This is a genomic window from Ruegeria atlantica (assembly GCF_013032455.1).
Taxonomy (GTDB): Bacteria; Pseudomonadota; Alphaproteobacteria; order Rhodobacterales; family Rhodobacteraceae; genus Ruegeria; species Ruegeria atlantica_B.
In genome coordinates this window covers 24287-46502 of sequence record NZ_WQCF01000015.1, presented here as the reverse complement: position 1 = coordinate 46502, position 22216 = coordinate 24287, and the positions used below count along the sequence as shown (strand labels likewise).

Sequence of the window (22216 nt, the reverse complement as noted above, 5' to 3'; positions counted from 1 at the left end):
AGACACCCCGCAGACAGCTGAAATGGACTCGCGATCAATGTTCGACACGATGACAGTTACCAAGGCCGCCGCAGGCCTGTTTGGCACCTTCCTGGTGCTGCTTCTGGCCAAATGGGGTGCCGAGGTTCTTTACCATGCGGATGGGCATGGCGAGACGGCCTCTTACATTATCGAAACCGAAAGCTCTGGTGAAAGCGCAGACGGCGAAGAGGTGGTCTTCGAAGATCTGCTTGCCGCAGCGGATCCTGAGAAGGGCGCAAAAGTATTCCGTAAATGCACCGCCTGCCACAAGCTGGAAGACGGCGCAAATGGTACCGGCCCCTATCTGTACGCAATTGTGGACCGCCCTGTTGCGTCGGCCAAAGGCTTCACCGGATATTCGGCTTCGATGCAGGCGCATGGCGGCAACTGGACACCCGAAGCACTGGACGCGTTCCTGACCCGCCCCAGCGCCTATATCTCGGGTACATCAATGAGCTTTGCCGGCCTGAAAAAACCGCAGGAACGTGCCGATCTGATTGCTTACCTGCAAACTATCGGCAACTGATCGCGTGATCAGCCACTGAATTCAAAAGCCGCTGCCCTGTGCAGCGGCTTTATTTTTGCTTAAGAACATCTTCACAAAGCGTTCACGCATTCTAAACTTGAACCTGACAGCGCTGGTCATTTAGCTGGCGCGTATAAGATTAAAGACACAGGCGAAGCAGGGGATGAGCAATATGAGATCCAAAAGAGTTTCCGTTCAGGCGCGCGCATTGGATTTCAGGGGCTCGATACATGCTTTGATGGCGGGGTTTTTTCTGGCTTTTTTGGCGGCGACCCAGCTATTTGCCGAAGAGAAAATCATCAAAAGCCACGGGTTCTCTGAATTTGGCGATCTTAAATACCCCGAAGGATTCGCGCATTTCGACTATGTGAACCCGAATGCGCCAAAGGGTGGCGAACTGTCTTACGGCGCGCAGGGTACGTTCGACAGCTTTAACCCGTTCACACGGCAGGGTCGCGCCGGAGTACGGTCGGCGGATCAATATGAATCTCTGTTGTTCCCGTCTTATGACGAGCCTGCATCCTATTACGGTCTGCTGGCTGAAAGCCTCGAATACCCGGAAAGCCAGGATTGGGTGATCTTTAACATGCGCCCTGAGGCGCGTTTCTCGGACGGTACTCCGGTGACCGCCGAGGATGTTGTGTTTTCCCACAACCTGCTTCTGGATCAGGGACTTAAGTCTTACGCAGACGCCGTGCGCAAGCGAATCCCCCGTGCCGAAGCGCTGGATGAACATAGGGTCAAATTCTATTTCGCGCCGGATATTCCACGCCGGGCGCTGATTTCTCAGGTGGGCGGTACGCCGGTGTTTTCCAAAGCCTGGTTCGAGGCTGATCCAGAAAATCGGCGTTTGGACAAGTCACGCCTTGTGCCGGGTATTGGTTCAGCGCCCTATGTGCTGGACAGCTACGACATCAACCGGCGCATCGTGTACAAGCGCAACCCCGATTACTGGGGCGATGACATCAACGTAAATGTCGGCCGCAACAACTATGACACCATCCGGATCGAGTATTTCAGTGACTCGATTGCGGCGATGGAAGGGTTCAAGGCGGGGACGTTCACTCTGCGGCAGGAAAATAACTCGAAAAGCTGGGCCACGGCCTATGACTTTCCGGCGATTTCCAATGGCAATGTGATCCGGGCCGAGTTGGAGGATGGTAACGTGCCGTCCGCGACCGGTTTCATCATGAATCTCGACCGCCCGCAGTTCCAAGACCCCCGTGTCCGCGAGGCGGTGCAGCTCGGTTACAACTTCGAATGGACCAACGAAAGCCTGCAATACGGCCTGTTTCAGCAACGGCATTCATTCTGGGAAGGTACGCATCTAGAAGCCAAAGGGCTGCCTGAAGGGCGTGAGCTTGAGGTTTTGCAGGCTTTGGGTGATGCGGTCGATCCCGCGGTTTTGACTGAAGAACCTGTAAGCGCCCATGAATCCCGGCCCGCACGTCAGAACGACCGCCGCAACCTGCGCGCTGCCATGAAACTGTTGGATGAGGCAGGTTGGCTGGTCGGCGATGACGGTATCCGCCGGAATGACAAGGGAGAGGTTCTGTCCATCGAATTCCTGTCGGACCAGCCTACGCTGGACCGTATTATTCAGCCTTTTGTCGACAACCTGCGTGCCATGGGTATTGATGCGAAATACAACCGCGTCGACAACGCTCAGTTCACCTTGCGTCGCCGCGACCGGGATTTCGACATGATAAACGGCGGTTACCGGAAATCGCTGCAGCCCTCGACGGGGCTTTACCAGCAGTATGGGTCTGAGGCGGCGTCATATTCCGTGTTCAACCCGTCGGGTGCGCATGGCCCCGATATTGAACCGCTGATCGACAACATCGTTGCCGCGACCGAAAGCGAAGAGCTTTTCGCCAATGTCCGCGCACTGGACCGCGTGTTGCGCGCCAAGCGGATCATGGTGCCCACATGGTATCTGGGCAAATACTGGGTGGCCTATTGGGATATGTATGAATACCCCGAAAATCTGCCGCCTTATGCGCTGGGCGTGGAAGACCTCTGGTGGATCAACGCTGAGAAAGAAGCCGAGTTGAAATCGTCAGGCGCGTTGAGGTAATCCGCCCCCATGGGAGCATATATTCTAAGACGTCTGTTGCTGGTCATCCCAACCCTTCTTGGGATCATGATCGTCAACTTCACACTAGTTCAGTTCGTCCCCGGTGGGCCGATTGAACAGATCATCGCCCAGATGGAAGGCGGCGGTGACGTATTTGAAGGCATTGCCGGAGGCGGCAGTGACATCGAGCAGCAGACCGGCGGCGCCAATGATCGTTACGTCGGCGCGCGTGGCCTGCCGCCCGAATTCATAGAAGAGCTTGAGAAAGAGTTCGGCTTCGACAAACCTCCGGTTGAACGATTCCTCAACATGATGGGCAACTACCTGACGCTGGATTTTGGTGAGAGCTATTTCCGCTCGATCAGTGTGACTGATCTGGTGTTGGAGAAGATGCCTGTGTCGATCTCTCTGGGGCTGTGGTCGACATTGATCGCCTATCTGGTGTCGATTCCGCTGGGCATTCGCAAGGCGGTAAAGGATGGATCACGCTTTGATACCTGGACCAGCGGCACCATCATCGTGGCCTATGCCATCCCCGGCTTTCTTTTTGCGATCCTGCTGCTTGTCCTATTTGCCGGTGGCTCATACTGGCAGATCTTCCCGCTACGGGGGCTGACCTCGGACAATTGGGACAGTCTCAGCCTGATTGGCAAGGTCGCGGATTATTTCTGGCACATCACCCTGCCTGTCATTGCCCTGACGATTTCCGCCTTTGCGACGCTGACGCTGCTGACCAAGAACTCGTTTCTGGATGAGATCAAAAAGCAATACGTGATGACCGCGCGCGCCAAAGGTTTGAGCGAAAGCAAGGTTCTGTACGGCCACGTCTTTCGCAACGCGATGCTTATCGTCATCGCGGGATTCCCGGCGGTGTTTATTGGCGTGTTCTTCGGAAGTTCGATTATTATCGAGACGATCTTCTCGCTGGATGGTTTGGGCCGTCTGGGCTTTGAGGCGGCCGTGGCGCGCGATTATCCGGTAATCTTCGGCACGCTGTTCATCTTTGGCCTGATGGGGCTGGTTGTCGGCATCATCAGTGACCTGATGTATGTGCTGGTCGACCCGCGCATCGACTTCGAAAAGCGGGAGGGGTAAATGGCCTTGTCCCCACTCAACCAGCGCCGCTGGCGCAACTTCCGCCGCAACGGACGGGCCTTCTGGTCGCTGATTATCTTCTCGGTTTTGTTCGGCCTATCGCTGTTCGCCGAGTTTATCGCCAATGACAAACCGATCCTGGTGAAATACCGGGGCGAGTTCTTCACGCCGATCTTCAACTTCTACCCTGAAACCAGATTTGGCGGCGATTTCCAGACCGAAGCGATTTATCGCGACCCCGAGGTTCAGTGCCTGATCGACAGCGGCGGGCTTGAGGACTGTTTCGACGATCCCGAAGGTATCATTGATGAGATCAAGGCTGGGTCGTTTGAAGCGGAAGGTTACGAAAAGGGTTGGGCCATCTGGCCGCTGATCCCGTATTCCTTCAACACCAGTGTTGATCGCCCCGGAGCCGCGCCGCTGCCGCCCAATGGTCAGAACCTGCTGGGTACAGATGACACCAAACGTGACGTTCTGGCTCGAGTAATCTACGGTTTCCGCCTGTCGATCCTGTTCACGCTGATGGTTACCGGCGTGGCCAGCATGATCGGTATCTTCGCGGGTGCCATTCAGGGTTTCTTTGGCGGTTGGCTCGATCTTGTTTTCCAAAGGATCATCGAAATCTGGTCGGCCACGCCCTCGCTCTACGTCATCATCATCATGTTTGCCATTCTAGGACGAAGTTTCTGGCTATTGGTGGCGCTGATGATCCTGTTCAGTTGGACCGGGTTGGTGAGCGTTGTCCGGGCCGAGTTCCTACGTGCGCGTAATCTTGAATATGTCCGTGCGGCACGGGCGCTGGGCGTGGGCAACATGACCATCATGTTCCGCCACATGCTGCCCAACGCGATGGTAGCGACACTGACTTTCATGCCATTCATCGTGACCGGCACGATTGGCGGCTTGGCTTCGCTGGATTTCCTAGGCTTCGGCCTGCCATCCTCTGCGCCGTCGTTGGGGGAACTTACCTTGCAGGCGAAACAGAACCTGCAAGCGCCTTGGTTGGCCTTCACTGCCTTTTTCACCTTTGCCATCATGCTGTCGCTGCTGGTCTTCATTTTCGAAGGCGTGCGCGACGCGTTTGATCCCAGAAAGACCTTCTCATGAGCCTGTTGGATGTGAACAACCTCAAGGTATCGTTCAAGCAAGACGGGCAGGTGAGCGCGGCGGTCAAGGAAGTGTCCTTCACCGTGGATCGAGGTGAAACCGTCGCTTTGGTGGGTGAATCCGGTTCGGGCAAATCCGTCACTGCCCTATCTACGGTGTCCTTGCTGGGCGACAGCGCCATTGTCGAAGGCTCCGTCAAATACGACGGCGACGAGATGATCGGCGCCTCGCAGGACAAGCTGATGGATGTGCGCGGCAATGACATCAGCTTTATATTTCAGGAGCCGATGACATCACTGAACCCGCTGCACACGATTCAAAAGCAGATGGCTGAGTCTTTGGCTCTGCACCAGGGGCTGACCGGTGAGACAGCGCGGGAACGTATCGTTGAACTGCTGACCAAGGTGGGTATTCGCGATCCGCGCGAGCGTCTGGACAGCTATCCGCACCAACTGTCGGGCGGGCAGCGGCAGCGGGTCATGATCGCGATGGCGCTGGCCAACAAACCGGACATTCTGATTGCGGATGAGCCTACGACAGCATTGGACGTGACCATTCAGGCGCAGATTCTGGAGCTGCTGGCCGAGTTGCAGAAATCCGAGAATATGGGGATGCTGTTCATCACCCACGACCTCGGAATCGTGCGCCGGATTGCTGACCGGGTTTGCGTGATGAAAGACGGTGAGATTGTTGAGACCGGAGTGACCTCCGAAATTTTTGAGAATCCGCAGCACCCCTACACGTGCAAGCTGCTGGGGGCCGAACCCTCGGGGCATCCCGACCCGGTCGCGCCGGATGCCGAAGAGGTCGCCCGGACCGATCACCTGAAGGTCTGGTTCCCGATTCAGCGCGGGTTTCTGAAACGCACCGTTGGCCATGTGAAAGCGGTGAACGACGCCACACTTAGCGTGCGCGCGGGCGAGACACTTGGCATCGTCGGCGAAAGCGGCTCGGGCAAGACTACGCTGGCGCTGGCGATCATGCGGTTGATTGCGTCCGAGGGTGGGATCACCTACCGCGATCAGGATGTGCGCCGCTGGTCCACGCGCGAGCTGCGGCGTCTGCGCAAGGACATGCAGATCGTGTTTCAGGACCCGTTCGGCAGCCTTAGCCCGCGTATGACTTGCCAGCAGATCATTGCCGAGGGGCTGGCGATCCACAAGGTTGACCCCCACCGTGCTTCGCGCGAGCTGGTCGCCGAAGTGATGACCGAAGTGGGTCTCGACCCAGCGGCGATGGACCGTTACCCGCATGAGTTCTCGGGCGGACAGCGTCAGCGTATCGCGATTGCACGCGCCATGGTCCTGCGCCCCAAACTGTTGGTACTGGACGAACCGACCAGCGCACTGGACATGACGGTACAGGTGCAAATCGTCGATCTGCTCCGCGATCTGCAGCGGAAATACGGTCTGGCCTATCTGTTCATCAGCCACGACTTGAAGGTCGTGCGGGCTATGTCGCACAAAGTGATCGTCATGCGGAATGGCGATGTGATCGAAATGGGTGCGGCTGAAGACCTGTTTGAGAATGCCCAGACCGACTATACCCGAGAACTGATTGCGGCGGCGGGCTGAAACCAGCCCGCCACGCGCGGAATTCAGGCGTTCGCTTTCTCGCGGTCGGCTGATTTTGGCACCGGTCCGCGTAGTTCTTCATAATGATCAAACGTCAATTTGACCCACCCGGTGCCGCGCGTAGCGCTGGCAAGGGTGCGGTGTAGTTCGTCTTCGGCCACGGCAGGTAGTTGGGCGTTGAAAATTTCCCAGCCCGAGGCATTGGGATTGCCCTCAAAGCCCAGAACCTGACCCTGCAGCGAACTGATCGTGGGAACCAGATCGCCGACGAAATCCGAAGGCAGGTGAATCTCGGCGTTCAGGATGGGTTGCAGGACGACCGGTTTGGCTTGTGGCAGGGCCTCGCGTACAGCGTTTTTGCCTGCGGTTCGGAACGCATAGTCCGAGCTGTCCACGTTGTGATGTTTGCCGTCGCTGAGCGTGACCTTCACGTCGACCACAGGAAAGCCTTCTGGTCCCTGCGCCAGCGCGTCCTTGGCGCCGTGTTCGACGGACGGGATATAGTTTTTGGGCACCGCACCTCCCTTGACGATTTCTTCGAACTGAAACCCCGACCCGCGTGGCATTGGCGCGACCGAGATTACCACGTCGGCGAACTGCCCCGCGCCGCCCGATTGCTTGCGATGGCGGTGACGATGTTCGATCGGCGTGCGGATTGTCTCGCGATAGGCGGTCTCAACCGGTTCGGTGGCGATCTCAATTCCGAAATCTTCGGCCAGTTTGCTCGAGACGCGCCGCATATGCTGCGGCCCCTGAGACCCCAGAACGGCATGGCCGCTAAGTTCATCCTGAGCCAAATGCAGGCCGGGATCGATCTCGACCAGACGGGACAGCGCGTTGGACAGGCGCACGTCATCACGCTCGTGCGCGGGTGACACGATCTGCCGATGTGCTGCCGGGTGTGAGGCCGCCCATTCCGGCAGAGGGGAGGCTGACATACTGTCATAAAGGTTGCCGGGGTTCAGGTGGTCGGACTTCACCGCAAGCCCGATTTGTCCTGCGGGCAGTTCGGAGATCTGTGTCTTGGCGTCCAGCGTTGTCAGGTTGCCCACCGTTTCACCGCCCAGATTTTCATGTGCCTTCACACCTGCGCCCAGCCCGCGCAGGACCACGATCTTGCCGATATGTTTCTTCACATCCGCAAACCCGGCGATAGCGCGGGCATTTTCTTCGGCTTCGTCGCGCCCGGCGGCGATATCGAATCCCGGTGCTTCGTGCCGCAGGGCTTTCATCAGGCGAGTCAGCCCATTGCCGTGGCTGGCTGCGCCCAGGCAGGCGGGAATCAGCAGGTGGTTCTGCAGCACTTGTGCGGCCAGTTCATAAACCTCGGCACTGGGTGGCTGCTTGTCCTCAATCAGCTGCTCCAGCAGGTTGTCGTCGAAATCCGACAGGGTTTCCAACAATTCCGTTCGGGCTTCCTGTTCGCGATCCTCGACCGATTGAGGCAGCTCGATCAGGGCCGAAGGCTGCCCTTCCTGATATTTCCACGCCCGCTCAGATATCAGGTCGACTGCGCCGACAATATCTTCGCCTTCGCGGATCGGCACTTGCCGCAGGGCTATGTGGTGGGTGCAATAGGTTTGCAGCGCCGAGATAATGTCGCGAACCCGGCCGTTGGGATTGTCCATCCGATTGATGAACAGAAAACAGGGTATGCCAGCCTCTTCGACCAGACGCAGGTAGGGCGCGCAGAGAACAGCAGCGTTTGGGTCGGGTGGCACGACCACTACGGCGGCATCCGAGATTGCCATGGCGGGTCCGACATAGGCCAGATTGTCGCCGCCGCCATCTACGTCGATGGCGCACCAGGGCTCGTCCAAATAAGAAAAACCGTGCAAATGCACGGTTCCGGATACGTCGAATGTGGTGGGCCGCCCGTCGAGGCGGCTAATAGCCTCGACCAGAGTGGTTTTGCCCGATTGGCTGGGGCCGAGGACGGTGAAAACGCGCATGGGTGCTGTCCCTCTTTCAAATTGCAGATCGGCTGCACGAATGGGAAAGCCTTACGCGAATGCGTTGGCATGAACTGTCTGGTACTTGGCCTGCCTCAGGCGCGGGCGGATACCACCCGCCCCGCAAGTTTGGAAAAAACTGACCCGCCGCGTCAAGCCCTGACCTTCTTTCGGGTCAGATTGCCGAGCTGTGGCCAGCTTTGCTCAGATCATAAGCGTCGAAACTGCCAGCAATCATGCGGGTCAGCGGGCGCGCCTCGATCGGGATGAACAACCCGTCCTCGGTAATCCGCAGCAGGCCGTCAAAGGCGGCATTGGCCTTTTGGTACATGCCCTGCAGCTCGGCCTTGGTAATGTTGTGGTCGCGCAGTATCTCGGAGCTATTGATCTGGAAATCGCACATCAGCGCCTCGATCAACCGGGCGCGCAGTATGTCTTGCCCTTTGAACAGATGGCCGCGCGAGGTCGAGAACCGCCCTTCGCGGATCGCTTTCGTGTGAGCTGAGGTCGCGGGCGCGTTTTGGGCATATCCCTGCGGAAAGCGCGAGATCGAGCTGGCACCGACGCCGATGAGGACATCAGCCTGATCGTCAGTATAACCTTGGAAGTTCCGCTTAAGCTGCCCGGTTTTCAAAGCACGGGTCAGGCCGTCATCCTGCGTGGCAAAGTGGTCGATGCCAATCTCGGCGTAATTGTCCCACATGAACAGGCGGCGGGCCGTGTCGAACAGGTCCAGCCGTTCTTCTGGTGTGGGCAGCGCGTCTGAAGGGATCAGCTGTTGCCGTTTGGCCATCCAGGGAACATGGGCATAGCCGTAAAGCGCTACGCGATCCGGGCTGAGCGACAGGAGTTTCTGCACGCTTTCCGTCATCCGCGCCTTGGTCTGGTGCGGCAGCCCATACAGGATATCGGCGTTCAGGCTTGTGATTCCGCGGGCACGGATCATATCCACGGCTTCGCGCGTGGTGTCATAGCTTTGAATGCGCCCAATGGTTTTTTGAATCTCGGCGTCGAAATCCTGTACCCCGATTGAGGCGCGGTTCATCCCGGCCTCGGCCAATGCGTCCAGGCGGGCCTCATCAATCTCGTTTGGGTCGATCTCAACCGAGAATTCGGCGTTCGGCCCCAGTGGCACCACCTCTAGAATTCGTGCCGCCAGATCGCGCATCAAATCCGGGTTCAGCAGGGTTGGTGTGCCGCCGCCCCAATGCAGGCGCGACAGGGTGACGTCCTCGGGCAGGCGCGCGGCCAAAAGATCCAGTTCGGCCTTTAGAACGTCCACATAGGCAATCACCGGATTATCGGTCTGCGTCCCTTGCGTCCGGCAGGCACAGAACCAGCACAATCTGCGGCAGAATGGTACATGGATGTACAGCGACACTTGACTGCCGGGTTTGATCCCGGAAATCCAGTCACCATAAAGACTTGCCTCCACGTCATTGCTGAATTGGGGCGCGGTGGGATAGCTTGTGTAACGCGGGACTTTCGCGTCAAATAGTCCAAGCTTTGCCAATTGAGGTTTCACAGTCATGGCGATACCTTTATGGGACGGCCCGCCAAGTTGCTTTGACCAAGATCAAATGGAAACGCGCATGACACCGATATTCAAAGTCGACCACACGAACTGTGAAGATTGCCCCATCCGGCATCGCGCAGTGTGCGCGCACTGTGATGCGGATGAGTTGGAAGAGCTTGAAGGCATTAAGTATTACCGCAGTTTCGAAGCTGGTCAGACGATCATCTGGTCCGGGGATCAGATGAACTTTGTTGGTTCTGTCGTGTCTGGAATCGCGTCTTTGACGCAGACGATGGAGGACGGGCGCACGCAAATGGTAGGTCTGTTGCTGCCCAGTGATTTCGTCGGGCGCCCCGGGCGCGAATCTGCGCCCTATGACGTACAGGCGACCACTGATCTGGTCATGTGCTGTTTTCGCAAAAAACCCTTTGAAGAGTTAATGAGCTCCACGCCGCATATCGCGCACCGCTTGTTGCAGATGACGCTGGATGAGCTGGATGCGGCCCGCGAATGGATGCTGGTATTGGGACGTAAGACCGCTCGCGAGAAAATTGCCAGCCTGTTGTCGATCATTGCCCGCCGAGATGCTTCGATCAGCCAGAAGGGCAATGTTGGCCCGATCGTGTTTGATCTGCCACTGACCCGCGAGGCAATGGCTGATTATCTGGGTCTGACGCTGGAAACGGTCAGCCGTCAGATCTCGGCCCTGAAAAGGGATCAAGTCATCTTACTTGAGGGCAAGCGCCACATCACAATCCCGGATATGGGGCGCCTGATGGAAGAGGCCGGTGACGATTCGGATGGCGGGTTTCCTATTTGATGCTTGCCGCGTGACTGTGCTTTGACGTCATGCTTAACTGGCCCTGAACGAGGCAAACTTCAGGAGTAAGTAATGGGATTTAGTAGCATTCTGGCGATGCTTTTCATTGGCGCGGTCGCCGGATGGCTGTCAGGCAAAATCATGGAAGGCCGTGGTTTTGGCTTGATCGGCAATATTATTGTTGGCGTCGTCGGTGCATTTCTGGCCGGTTTGATTTTCCCAGCTCTCGGTTTTTCCATTGGTGGGGGCGTCTTGTCCTCGATCCTATTTGCGACCATCGGCGCAGTGATCCTGCTGTTCCTGATTGGGCTAGTGAAGAAATAGAAAACCGCCCCAAAGGGCGGCTTTTTAGGAAGGTTCACCTAGTGCGCCAAGAACACTGGGACCGAAGCCTGCTCCAACATATTTCTGGTGGCGCCGCCCAGAATGGCCTCGCGGAATCGCGAATGCCCATAGGCCCCCATTACGATCATGTCGGCCTGGGTGTCCGAGGCGTGCCGGTTTAGGATATCGGACACGCGGGTCATGGTCTTGCTGAGCACGTCGATCTCACATTTCACACCATGGCGGGCCAGCATTTGTGACAGCATTCCGCCGGGGTCCGAGCGATCGGGGCCATGGCGCGGCGGGTCAATCACTACGATGCGCACCAGATCGGCTTGAATCAGGAAGGGCAGGGCACGTCGGGTGGCCCGCATTGCCTCGACACTTTCGTTCCACCCAAGCAGGATTGTGCCGGGGCGGTCGAACGGGGTCGTATCGTCGGGCGTGACCAGAACCGGCGCATGACCTTCGAACATGGCGGCTTCGATGATCGGCTCGGCCTCGGCGCCGCAATCTTTTCCATAGGGTTGTGGCAGAATGACAAGATCCGAGAAGCGGGCACGATGGGCCACATGGCGCCCGATATCGGCGATCTGTGCTACGCCACTTTCGGCGGACCAGCGGGTCCCTGTCTTACCCAGATAGTTCTTTGCATAAACCAGAACTTCTTCGGCTTCAGCGTTTGCACGGTTGAGCGTTTCCTGAAGAATCAAAGCATTAGCACCGGCATAATAGTACCCTGTCTGGCTGCGGTCGACGCCCAGACACAGTGCTTCGGCATGTGCATCCTGCGCATGCGCCAGAGCGGCCATCTGTGCCAGTGCCGGTCCGCTTTGCTTTGCATCTGTGATGACGGTGAGAAGCGATTTATACGCCATATTGACCTCGTGCCTTGAACGCGCGTCGTGCTGCGGCTTGATGCCTCAGCAGACAATACACGATAGTCATAGAATTCAGGCTATTGTCTTGACACAGATCAAAGCAGTTCCGGCCTCTGTCGGACAAAACAACAGCCAGTCAAAAAGGTCCTGCGACACATAAAGAATCGCGCGGGGCATGGCAAAGGGACGCAATATGTCAAATTACATCAAGCTGATCGTGCTTGGTCTCGTCGTGGTATTTGCCGCGATCGGGTCCAATTATGCACGCGATTTGGCGTATCAGGTGCATGCAATTCTGGTGATGCTGATCGCCGGTGGTTTGTTCATCTGGACGCTTAGAAACACCGATGAGCCAGATATTCTAGTCGACCGCTCGGGTGAGTACATGGATGACGTGATCCGCTATGGCGTGATCGCAACCGCCTTTTGGGGCGTGGTCGGGTTCCTGGCGGGGACCTTTATCGCGTTTCAGCTGGCCTTTCCGGTGCTGAACTTCGAATGGGCTCAGGGTTATCTGAATTTTGGCCGTTTGCGTCCGCTGCACACCTCAGCGGTGATTTTTGCGTTTGGCGGCAACGCGCTGATCGCGACGTCTTTCTATGTGGTGCAACGCACCAGCGCCGCGCGCCTGTGGGGCGGCAATCTGGCCTGGTTTGTGTTCTGGGGCTACCAGCTGTTCATCGTGCTGGCTGCGACCGGCTATGTTCTGGGCGGCACCCAGTCCAAGGAATATGCGGAACCCGAATGGTATGTTGACCTGTGGCTGACCATCGTCTGGGTTGCCTATCTGGCCGTGTTCCTCGGCACCGTGGTCAAGCGGAAAGAGCCTCACATATACGTGGCAAACTGGTTCTATCTCGCGTTCATCGTCACCGTTGCCATGCTGCACCTTGTCAACAACATGACCATCCCGGTCAGCATTTGGGGTTCGAAATCGGTCATCGTCTGGTCGGGTGTTCAAGACGCCATGATCCAGTGGTGGTACGGCCACAACGCCGTGGGCTTCTTCCTGACCGCAGGCTTCTTGGGCATGATGTATTACTTCATCCCGAAACAGGCCGAGCGTCCGGTGTTTTCGTACAAGTTGTCGATCATCCACTTCTGGGCGCTGATCTTCCTGTATATCTGGGCTGGTCCGCACCACCTGCACTATACCGCGCTGCCGGATTGGGCCTCGACGCTGGGCATGGTGTTCTCGGTCATCCTGTGGATGCCGTCCTGGGGTGGTATGATCAACGGTCTGATGACCCTGTCCGGCGCATGGGACAAGCTGCGCACCGACCCGGTGATCCGCATGATGGTGATCTCGGTTGGCTTCTACGGCATGTCCACGTTCGAGGGTCCGATGATGTCGATCCGCGCTGTGAACTCGCTCAGCCACTACACCGACTGGACCATTGGTCACGTGCACTCGGGCGCGCTGGGCTGGAACGGTATGATCACCTTTGGTGCGCTGTACTTCTTGGTGCCCGTCCTGTGGAAGCGTGAGCGTCTGTACTCGCTGCAAATGGTCAGCTGGCACTTCTGGCTCGCCACTATCGGCATCGTTCTCTATGCCGCGTCGATGTGGGTCACCGGTATCATGGAAGGCCTGATGTGGCGTGAAGTGGATGCCAACGGCTTCCTGGTGAACTCGTTCGCCGACACCGTGGCGGCCAAGTTCCCGATGTATGTGGTGCGTGCTCTGGGTGGCGTGTTGTTCGTCGCTGGTGCTGTGATCATGTGCTACAACCTGTGGATGACTGTACGGAAAGCGCCGGCCAAAGAGGCCAGCCTGACCGTCGCGGTCCCGGCTGAATAAGGAGGGCCGGAGCAATGGCAATTCTCGACAAACATAAGATCCTCGAGACCAACGCGACCCTCCTGCTGGTATTCAGCTTTTTGGTCGTGACCATCGGTGGCATCGTTCAGATCGCACCCCTGTTCTATCTTGAGAACACCATCGAGAAAGTGGAGGGCATGCGCCCTTACACACCTTTGGAAATGGCGGGGCGTGAGATCTACATTCGCGAAGGCTGCTATGTGTGCCACAGCCAGATGATCCGTCCGATGCGGGATGAGGTTGAGCGCTATGGCCACTACTCGCTGGCGGCTGAATCGATGTATGACCACCCGTTTCAGTGGGGTTCCAAACGCACCGGGCCTGATCTGGCGCGTGTCGGCGGCCGCTACTCTGATCAGTGGCACGTAGACCACCTGCGTGATCCGCAGTCGGTGGTGCCTGAATCGGTCATGCCGAAATATGGCTTCCTTGAGCATCGCAAGATCGACGGCAAGTATATCGCTGACATCATGAAGGCGAACGCGGTTGTGGGTACGCCCTATACCGAAGAGATGCTGGCGAACGCTCAGGCCGACTTCCGTGCGCAGGCAGACCCGGACAGCGATTATGATGGGCTGCTGGAGCGTTATGGCGACAAGGTCAGCGTCCGCAACTTCGACGGTCAGCCTGAGCTGACCGAAGCGGATGCGATGGTCGCTTATCTGCAGATGCTGGGAACGTTGGTCGATTTCTCGACCTTCACCCCGGACGCAAGCCGATAAGGAGGGTGTGATGGAAGAATATACACTCTTACGGCAGTTCGCGGATAGCTGGATGCTGCTTGTGCTGTTTGTCTTCTTTGTTGGCATCATTGTCTGGGTTTTCCGCCCCGGCGCCAGCAAGGAATACAAGGACACCGCCAACATCCCCTTCCGGCACGAAGATAAACCCGCCACATCCAAGGAGGCGCGGCCATGAGCAAAACACCTGAAAAACTGCCGGGCGACCCTAAGACAACCGGGCACAGCTGGGACGGTTTGGAAGAGTTCGACAACCCGATGCCCCGCTGGTGGCTGTGGACCTTCTACGTCACCATCATCTGGGGTGTGATCTACACGATCATGTATCCCGCATGGCCTCTGGTGCAGTCGGCAACGGCTGGCGTGACCGGCTGGTCCTCGCGCGGTGAAGTGCAGGAAGAAATGGTTTCCTTTGAAGAGGCCAATGCGCCGTGGAATGCCAAGCTGGTCGAAACGCCGCTGGAGCAGATTTCGTCCGATGCTGAACTGCAGCAATACGCAGTGAACGCAGGCGGCGCGGTGTTCCGCACCTGGTGTGCACAGTGTCACGGCTCGGGTGCACAGGGTGCGCCAGGCTTCCCGAACTTGCTGGATGACGCATGGCTGTGGGGCGGTACGCTCGAAGATATCGAGTTCACCATTGCCCACGGTATCCGGAACGAAGAAAGCGACGATGCACGCTATTCCGAGATGCCGGCCTTTGGCGAAATCCTCGAAAAGGAAGAAATCGCCCAAGTGGTTCAGTACGTGATGTCGCTGACCAATGCTCAGTCTGATGACGCGGCGGCACAGGCAGGCAAGGTTGTCTTTGAAGACAATTGCGCGGCTTGCCACGGCGAGGACGGCACTGGCGATGTCTTCCAGGGCGCACCGAACCTGACTGATGCGATCTGGCTCTATGGCGGCAGCGAAGAGGCTCTGACCGAAACGGTTACTTACAGCCGCTTTGGCGTGATGCCCGCTTGGGAAAACCGTCTGACCGATGCGCAGATCCGCGCTGTCACGGCTTACGTCCACCAGTTGGGTGGCGGTCAGTAACGGCAAAAGAATACCTTCGGACGGCTCGCCGCCCGAAGGTTGAGGCACCGGCTGTTCCATCTGTTCGCGCGTTTCCTGAACAGCCGGTGCTACAACCTAAGACTAGTGACCCGTTTTGGTCCGGTCCATAGTGCCTGTTATTTCGAACAGGAATGTGAAGCGCGCTTAGTTTTCTTCCACCAGTACTCATTGACGGCCCTCTCCGGGTATTCAGGTGTTTTGTGGGTATCCGTCTGGGTTGCAACCCGGAATGATTGAGCGAGAATTGACAGCATCTTATCTTTCCTTTTCGTTCTTCCGATTGAGTTCAAGATTGATCTTTCGGGGCGAAAATGCGACTCAATTGTAATTCGGTTATGTAAGTATGGATTACATATGGACTGGATGAAGATGCCGCCGCTTTCATCTCTGAAAGCCTTTCATGCCTTTGCCCAAACCAGGAACGTGGTAAAGGCCGGCGATTTATTGAATGTTAGCCACGCTGCCATTAGTCAGCAGTTGCGTGCGCTCGAAAAACATCTTGGTACCGCCCTGTTGGATCGGCGCGGGAAGTCACTGCGGCTAACAGCCGAAGGCGAAAAACTGGCCCGTTCCCTGCAGCTTGGGTTTGGTGCCATTGGAGATGCCGTCGCTGATCTGATGCACCTTGCAGAGGATCGCCCCGTTCATGTTTCATTGACCCCTACTTTTGCCGCTTCTTGGCTAATGCCACGCCTGCCGGCGTTTCAGGCCCTCCATTCAGATATCCCCTTGGCGCTGGATCCTTCGCCCAAGATTGTGAGTTTGCGCCCAGGTGGAGTGGATGTTGCGATCCGGTACGGCGATGGCGATTGGCCGGGCCTGAATGCGGAATTGTTGCTGCAAAGCCCTATCGTGATCGTTGCCGCGCCCTCATTGTTGGGTGGTAAGACGTCCTTGACGCCGGATGAACTGAGCAAATTGCCCTGGCTTGAGGAGCTTGGTAGCACTGAAACCACCACTTGGCTGGCCCGGCACGGTGCCGAGCGAGGCCCCAGCGCAGGTCGGATCGCAATGCCCGGAAACCTGGTGTTGGAGGGGGTGCGGGCTGGTCAAGGCGCGGCAGTCACGGTGCGACATTTTGTTGAGGCCGATATTGAAGCCGGACGTGTCATTGAGCTGTTTCGAGAGCGTGGCACGCTTGGATACCACATTGTTACCGGAAATACGCCGTTGCGCCCTGCGGTCAAAACTTTTGTTGGCTGGCTCAGGCGACAAGCTGGTAAGATGTGACAAAAGGTGTCTGTGCGATGCGCTTTTGACCCATGTCAAAGTGGCTATCTTTGTGTTCTGGAAGAAGACGCCTATTATACCAGCCATATCTGGAGCCAGCTCGTGAGCGATTCCGACCCCGCCCCCAGCCTTTACGCTGCAAGGGAGCCGATTTTTCCCAGACGCGTGTCCGGGCCGTTTCGAAACCTGAAATGGATCATCCTCGCGGTAACGCTGGGCATTTACTACATTACACCGTGGATCAGGTGGGACCGTGGGCCCAGCCTGCCGGATCAGGCAGTGCTGTTGGATCTGGCAAACCGGCGTTTTTACTTCTTTTGGATCGAAATCTGGCCGCATGAGTTTTATTTCGTGGCGGGCCTGCTGATCATGGCGGGTCTGGGGCTGTTTCTGTTCACCTCAGCGCTGGGACGTGTCTGGTGCGGCTACGCTTGTCCGCAGACGGTGTGGACCGACCTCTATATTCTTGTCGAGCGTTGGATCGAAGGTGACCGAAATGCGCGTTTGCGCCTGCATCGTCAGGAAAAACTGGATTTCCGCAAGGTCCGACTGCGGGTGACGAAATGGACCGTCTGGCTGTTGATCGGTCTGGCGACGGGCGGGGCCTGGGTGTTTTATTTCGCCGACGCGCCGACGTTGCTGCGCGATCTGGTCACCGGCAATGCACACCCGGTCGCATACACTACCGTTCTTATTCTGACTGGTACGACCTTTTTGTTCGGTGGGTTTGCCCGCGAACAAATCTGCATCTACGCCTGCCCGTGGCCGCGTATTCAGGCCGCAATGATGGATGAGGACACTCTGGTCGTGGGCTACCGTGAATGGCGGGGTGAACCGCGCGGCAAGGGTAAACGAACAGCCGATTCCGAGTTGGGTGATTGCATCGATTGCATGGCTTGCGTGAACGTCTGCCCGGTAGGCATCGACATTCGCGATGGTCAGCAATTGGAGTGTATCACCTGCGCGCTGTGCATCGATGCTTGCGATGACATGATGGCTAAGATCGGGAAGCCGCGCGGTCTTGTCGACTATATGGCTCTGAGTGACGAGACACGTGAAAAATCCGGTCAGCCGCCAAAGAATGTTTGGAAACATATCCTGCGGCCCCGGACCATCATGTACACGTCCATGTGGGCGGCGGTCGGTTTTGCCTTGTTGTTCGCCCTATTCATCCGCTCGGATATCGACCTGACCGTGGCACCGGTGCGCAACCCGACCTTCGTAACCCTGTCAGACGGCACGATCCGTAATACCTATGACGTGCGTCTGCGCAACAAACATGGCGAGGATCGTCTGTTCAAACTGTCCCTCTCTGGTGACCCCGCGATGCGAGTGGTGATCGAAGGCACAAACCTTGATACCGTCAACGTCACGGCGGATACTGCTCAGCTGCAACGCGTGTACATCATTGCGCGTAAGGAAACTGGTCCGGCGGCTGCGGATTCGACTCCGGTCCGGATCTGGGTTGAAGATCTGAAGAGTGGTGAGCGTGCCTCGAAGGACACCACGTTCAACGGACGAGGAAACTAAAATGGCCGAGCGTCAGTTTACCGGAAAGCATGCCCTTGCGGTATTTGTCGCGGCCTTTGGTGTGATCATCGCCGTGAACCTTGTGCTGGCCTACAGCGCGGTTAAAACTTTTCCGGGGCTCGAGGTCAAAAATTCCTATGTCGCAAGTCAGGAATTCAATGAGCGGCTGCAGGAACAGCAGGCGCTGGGCTGGGACATCCGGGCTGAGGTGAAGGGCGGTCTGTTGATTCTGTATATCACCGACAAAACTGGCGCACCGGTCGAAGTGGCCGAACTGCAGGCCGTAGTTGGGCGTGCCACCCATGTGAAAGAGGATTTCTCGCCTGATTTCACTTTTGACGGTCAGGCCTACTCGACCCCGGCAGCGCTGGGTGAGGGGAACTGGAATATCCGTCTTGTCGCCAAGGATCGGGACGGGGCGGAATTCGCGCAGCGTGTGCCGCTATATGTGAAGGGGTGACCGGATGACGGCACAGCTGACATCTGGCACGGCAGCCTGTCCGGGGTGCATTGCCAGTCCGGCGGAACCGGCGCGGCCAATCCCTCAGGATGTGCAGATTGCGCTGTCGTTGCCGGGCATTCATTGCTCGGCCTGTATTGCGACCGTTGAACGTGAGCTGAACGCCCATCCGGGGGTTGAGAGCGCAAGGGTCAACCTGACGCTCAAGCGTGCAATGATCAAAGCTGCGCCCGATCTGCGCGCCGTCGACCTGATACCGGTGTTGGAGCGTGCGGGCTTTGAGGCGCATGAATTGGACCCCGGCGCGTTATCCGCCACGCAGGCGGACAAGGCAGGACGTGATCTGCTGATGCGGCTGGCGGTGGCCGGGTTTGCCTCGATGAACGTCATGCTGCTGTCCGTGTCGGTGTGGTCTGGGGCTTCGGATGCCACGCGCGACATGTTCCACTGGATCTCGGCGGCGATTGCGTTGCCTGCGATTGCGTTTTCGGGACGGCCTTTCTTTGCAAATGCCTGGTCGGCCTTGCGTGTTCGAAGGCTGAACATGGACGTGCCGATTGTTTTGGCAATCGTGCTGGCGCTGGTGACATCGCTTTGGGAAACCGCGTTAAGCGGTGAGCACGCCTATTTCGACGCGGCTCTGACGCTGACTTTTTTCCTGCTGGCCGGTCGGTATCTGGACTACCGCACGCGTGCCGCCGCGCGGTCTGCGGCTGAGGAACTGACTGCGCTTGAGGTGCCGCGCGCCATTCGACTGGTCGGTGATGCGGAAGAAGAGGTTGCCGTTGCTGCGCTGAACGTCGGTGATCTGATCCTCGTACGTCCCGGTGGGCGTATGCCGGTGGATGGCGAGATTGTCTCGGGTCAGTCGGAGCTCGACCGGTCCCTGCTTACCGGAGAAACCCTGCCTGTCTTCGCCGAAGCGGGTCTGAATGTCAGCGCAGGTGAGGTTAATCTGACCGGTCCCCTGACGATCCGGGCAACCGCGGTGGGCGAGGACACGTCGCTGCATCGTATGGCCGATCTGGTGGCCATCGCTGAATCCGGCCGGTCGCGCTATACCTCGCTGGCGGACAAGGCGGCCAAACTTTACGCGCCGGGTGTGCATATCCTGTCGGCGCTCAGCTTTCTGGGCTGGTACATTTATTCTGGCGATATCCGCACTGCGTTGAACATCGCCGCTGCCGTTCTGATCATAACCTGCCCCTGCGCGCTGGGTCTCGCGGTCCCTGCGGTGACCACAGCAGCCTCAGGGCGCCTGTTCCGCAAGGGGATGCTCATCAAGCATGCCACCGCGCTGGAACGTCTGGCTGAGGTCGATACGGTCGTGTTCGACAAGACCGGTACGTTGACCTCGGGTGCGCCTGAACTGACTAACCTGGGGGACCATTCCCGAGTTGATCTTGAGGTCGCTCTGGCTTTGGCCGAGGCGTCCTCGCACCCACTGTCGGTTTCGCTGGCTAAATCCGCGCGGGAGGCCGGGATCAAACCGGCTCGCTTGACCGGTGTTGTCGAAGTGCCGGGATATGGCACCGAAGGCTCACGTCAGGGTCAGTCCGTCCGTCTGGGCCGGGCGGCATGGGCTGGCGCGGACGAAGGCAATCAGACTGCCGCTTGGTTGTCGATCGCAGGGCAGGAACCGGTGGCTTTTCTGTTCTCTGACAGCTTACGCCCTGGCGCTGCTGAGGCTGTGCAGGCGTTCCGGGATGTGGGCAAGGAAGTCCTCCTCATATCAGGTGACACGCAGGGCGCAGTTCAGGGCCTGGCTGAAAAGCTTGGGATTGAAAACTGGATCGCACAGGCTTTGCCACAGGATAAGGCCGCCCGCGTGCAGGAACTGAGCGAACAGGGGCGCCGTGTGCTGATGGTTGGCGATGGCTTGAACGACACAGCCGCACTGGCGGCTGCGCATGTGTCGATCTCACCAGCCTCGGCGCTGGACGCAGCGCGGGTAGCGTCGGATATTGTGCTACTGGGCAACGATCTGGCCCCGATTGCCGACGCCTGCGACACCGCCGTCAAAGCGACCAAACGGATTCGCGAGAACTTCCGTATCGCCACCGTCTATAATATTGTTGCAGTGCCGCTGGCGGTGGCCGGTTTAGCCACGCCTCTGATTGCGGCGCTGGCGATGTCGACCTCGTCCATCACTGTGTCCCTGAATGCCCTGCGCCTGAGGTAATTGATATGGAAGTTCTGGCCTATCTGATACCGATTTCCCTGTTTTTGGGAGGGGTTGGCCTTGTGGCTTTCATCTATACGGTTCGGTCCAACCAATATGACGACCCCGAGGGCGATGCGCGCCGCATCCTAAGTGATGAATGGGACGACAAGCCCAAGCCCTGATCCGTCGCGTCCAACCGCCCTTGAAATTGCCGCAATGCCCGGTTATGTCCGGCCTATCCGCTAGCAGAGAGAAACAAGCCAAATGGCAACTTTGAATCCGATCCAGTTCATTCAGCAAGTCCGTGCCGAAGTTGCAAAGGTCGTCTGGCCGACACGTCGCGAGGTGTTGCTGACCACGGTCATGGTGTTCATCATGGCGGCGCTGACGGCCGTATTCTTCGCGCTAGTTGATCTAGGCATTCGCGGCGGATTGCAACTGGTCCTCGGCATGTTCGGCTAAGGTGGTTCCGGCAGTGCGGAAACGCCACTGCCCCCTTGCACAGCGCGCGATGTCAGAGTAGTTGACACGGTACTATTCGGAATGGGCGTGCGGCGATTCGGGCTGCGCGCCGCTTTTTATTCCGGGTCACGAGATAGAATTTCAATGACGGTGCTTCAGGCATTCCGAAGGTACCGAAGGCAAACAAGGACGACAGGTTCATGGCGAAACGGTGGTACTCGGTCAGCGTTCTTTCGAATTTCGAAAAGAAGATCGCAGAACAGATCCGCACGTCCGTGGCCGAGCAGGGCCTTGAGGACGATATTGACGAAGTTCTGGTGCCCACCGAAGAGGTGATCGAAGTGCGCCGGGGCAAGAAGGTTACGACCGAACGCCGCTTCATGCCCGGCTACGTGCTGGTGCATATGGAAATGTCCGATCAGGGCTATCACCTAGTGAACTCGATCAACCGCGTCACCGGTTTCCTGGGCCCGCAGGGCCGCCCAATGCCGATGCGCGATGCCGAGGTGAACCAGATCCTCAACCGCGTTCAGGAAGGTGAAGAAGCGCCCAAGCTAATGATCACTTTCGAGGTTGGCGAGAAGGTCAAGGTCAACGATGGCCCGTTCGAGGATTTCGACGGCATGGTCGAAGGCGTGGACGACGAGAACCAGAAACTGAAGGTATCGGTTTCGATCTTTGGCCGCGAAACCCCGGTTGAGCTGGACTTCACGCAGGTTACGAAGCAGGGCTAATAAGCCCGCCAGCTTATTTATTAACGCCGCGCTGCCACGAGCATCGCGGCGTTTTTGTTTTCATTACAACCCAGTTCTCAAACTCGAAAGCGAAGAGCAGGTTACTACGAGACCCATCAAAG

Annotated in this window: 21 protein-coding genes; 18 read left to right on the top strand and 3 right to left on the bottom strand. The window is 57.7% G+C overall.

The genetic code is table 11. From position 1 onward, the window contains the following. Positions 1 to 37: 37 nt before the first annotated feature. From GOW93_RS18965 to GOW93_RS18945, 5 genes are all read left to right on the top strand, one after another. Positions 38 to 547, top strand: a complete 510-nt coding sequence (locus GOW93_RS18965) for a c-type cytochrome (protein WP_170387708.1) — start codon at positions 38 to 40, stop codon at positions 545 to 547. A 163-nt stretch (positions 548 to 710) separates the two neighbouring features. Next, on the top strand, positions 711 to 2624 hold the full coding sequence (locus tag GOW93_RS18960; RefSeq protein ID WP_438826208.1) for an extracellular solute-binding protein: 1914 nt from the start codon (positions 711 to 713) through the stop codon (positions 2622 to 2624). 9 nt (positions 2625 to 2633) lie between these two features. Then, positions 2634 to 3719: a microcin C ABC transporter permease YejB gene (locus GOW93_RS18955; protein WP_170387668.1), complete on the top strand. Its 1086-nt coding sequence runs from the start codon at positions 2634 to 2636 to the stop codon at positions 3717 to 3719. Beyond that, entirely contained in the window at positions 3720 to 4826 is a 1107-nt protein-coding gene (locus tag GOW93_RS18950) for an ABC transporter permease (protein ID WP_170387666.1), read from the top strand. It begins immediately after the preceding gene. Further along, a complete protein-coding gene (locus GOW93_RS18945) occupies positions 4823 to 6400 on the top strand; it encodes an ABC transporter ATP-binding protein (protein WP_170387664.1) in 1578 nt (525 codons plus the stop codon). The genes GOW93_RS18950 and GOW93_RS18945 overlap by 4 nt, the downstream gene beginning before the upstream one ends. Before the next feature lie 23 nt (positions 6401 to 6423). Here GOW93_RS18945 and GOW93_RS18940 read toward each other — a convergent pair whose 3' ends face one another. Both GOW93_RS18940 and hemN read right to left on the bottom strand, forming a co-directional pair. Further along, entirely contained in the window at positions 6424 to 8352 is a 1929-nt protein-coding gene (locus GOW93_RS18940; protein ID WP_170387662.1) for an elongation factor G, read from the bottom strand. Between the two features lie 175 nt (positions 8353 to 8527). Then, positions 8528 to 9883 carry an oxygen-independent coproporphyrinogen III oxidase gene (gene hemN, locus GOW93_RS18935; RefSeq protein WP_170387661.1) on the bottom strand — a complete coding sequence of 452 codons (1356 nt, stop codon included), beginning with the start codon at positions 9881 to 9883 and terminating at the stop codon, positions 8528 to 8530. 49 nt (positions 9884 to 9932) lie between these two features. On the opposite strand from hemN, the gene fnrL reads away from it, so the two are divergent. Both fnrL and GOW93_RS18925 read left to right on the top strand, forming a co-directional pair. Beyond that, positions 9933 to 10688, top strand: a complete 756-nt coding sequence (gene fnrL / locus GOW93_RS18930; protein WP_170387706.1) for a transcriptional regulator FnrL — start codon at positions 9933 to 9935, stop codon at positions 10686 to 10688. 72 nt (positions 10689 to 10760) lie between these two features. Then, the gene (locus GOW93_RS18925; RefSeq protein WP_170387659.1) at positions 10761 to 11012 is read left to right on the top strand and encodes a GlsB/YeaQ/YmgE family stress response membrane protein; all 252 of its coding nucleotides are present in this window, start codon (positions 10761 to 10763) and stop codon (positions 11010 to 11012) included. A 38-nt stretch (positions 11013 to 11050) separates the two neighbouring features. Here GOW93_RS18925 and GOW93_RS18920 read toward each other — a convergent pair whose 3' ends face one another. Then, a complete protein-coding gene (locus GOW93_RS18920; RefSeq protein WP_170387657.1) occupies positions 11051 to 11890 on the bottom strand; it encodes a universal stress protein in 840 nt (279 codons plus the stop codon). A 196-nt stretch (positions 11891 to 12086) separates the two neighbouring features. On the opposite strand from GOW93_RS18920, the gene ccoN reads away from it, so the two are divergent. The 11 genes from ccoN to nusG all read left to right on the top strand — a co-directional run bounded on the left by ccoN (position 12087) and on the right by nusG (position 22094). Then, on the top strand, positions 12087 to 13694 hold the full coding sequence (ccoN, locus tag GOW93_RS18915) for a cytochrome-c oxidase, cbb3-type subunit I (RefSeq protein ID WP_170387655.1): 1608 nt from the start codon (positions 12087 to 12089) through the stop codon (positions 13692 to 13694). Positions 13695 to 13708: 14 nt separating this feature from the next. After that, positions 13709 to 14437 (top strand): cytochrome-c oxidase, cbb3-type subunit II, encoded by a 729-nt coding sequence (gene ccoO / locus GOW93_RS18910; RefSeq protein ID WP_170387652.1) that lies wholly within the window; start codon positions 13709 to 13711, stop codon positions 14435 to 14437. Positions 14438 to 14447: 10 nt separating this feature from the next. Then, complete coding sequence (locus GOW93_RS18905; RefSeq protein ID WP_170387651.1) at positions 14448 to 14633, top strand: cbb3-type cytochrome oxidase subunit 3; 186 nt, start codon at positions 14448 to 14450, stop codon at positions 14631 to 14633. Then, a complete protein-coding gene (ccoP, locus tag GOW93_RS18900) occupies positions 14630 to 15493 on the top strand; it encodes a cytochrome-c oxidase, cbb3-type subunit III (protein WP_170387649.1) in 864 nt (287 codons plus the stop codon). The genes GOW93_RS18905 and ccoP overlap by 4 nt, the downstream gene beginning before the upstream one ends. 375 nt (positions 15494 to 15868) lie before the next feature. Next, positions 15869 to 16744 (top strand): LysR family transcriptional regulator, encoded by an 876-nt coding sequence (locus GOW93_RS18895; RefSeq protein ID WP_170387647.1) that lies wholly within the window; start codon positions 15869 to 15871, stop codon positions 16742 to 16744. Positions 16745 to 16846: 102 nt separating this feature from the next. Further along, the gene (gene ccoG / locus GOW93_RS18890) at positions 16847 to 18274 is read left to right on the top strand and encodes a cytochrome c oxidase accessory protein CcoG (protein ID WP_170387645.1); all 1428 of its coding nucleotides are present in this window, start codon (positions 16847 to 16849) and stop codon (positions 18272 to 18274) included. 1 nt (position 18275) lies between these two features. Then, complete coding sequence (locus GOW93_RS18885; RefSeq protein ID WP_170387643.1) at positions 18276 to 18734, top strand: FixH family protein; 459 nt, start codon at positions 18276 to 18278, stop codon at positions 18732 to 18734. A gap of 4 nt (positions 18735 to 18738) precedes the next feature. Further along, positions 18739 to 20916: a heavy metal translocating P-type ATPase gene (locus GOW93_RS18880; RefSeq protein WP_170387641.1), complete on the top strand. Its 2178-nt coding sequence runs from the start codon at positions 18739 to 18741 to the stop codon at positions 20914 to 20916. Positions 20917 to 20921: 5 nt separating this feature from the next. Continuing rightward, entirely contained in the window at positions 20922 to 21080 is a 159-nt protein-coding gene (gene ccoS / locus GOW93_RS18875) for a cbb3-type cytochrome oxidase assembly protein CcoS (protein ID WP_170387639.1), read from the top strand. 82 nt (positions 21081 to 21162) lie between these two features. Further along, positions 21163 to 21360: a preprotein translocase subunit SecE gene (gene secE, locus GOW93_RS18870; RefSeq protein ID WP_170387637.1), complete on the top strand. Its 198-nt coding sequence runs from the start codon at positions 21163 to 21165 to the stop codon at positions 21358 to 21360. A 200-nt stretch (positions 21361 to 21560) separates the two neighbouring features. Further along, positions 21561 to 22094 (top strand): transcription termination/antitermination protein NusG, encoded by a 534-nt coding sequence (gene nusG, locus GOW93_RS18865; RefSeq protein WP_170387635.1) that lies wholly within the window; start codon positions 21561 to 21563, stop codon positions 22092 to 22094. The last annotated feature ends 122 nt before the right edge of the window (positions 22095 to 22216 follow it).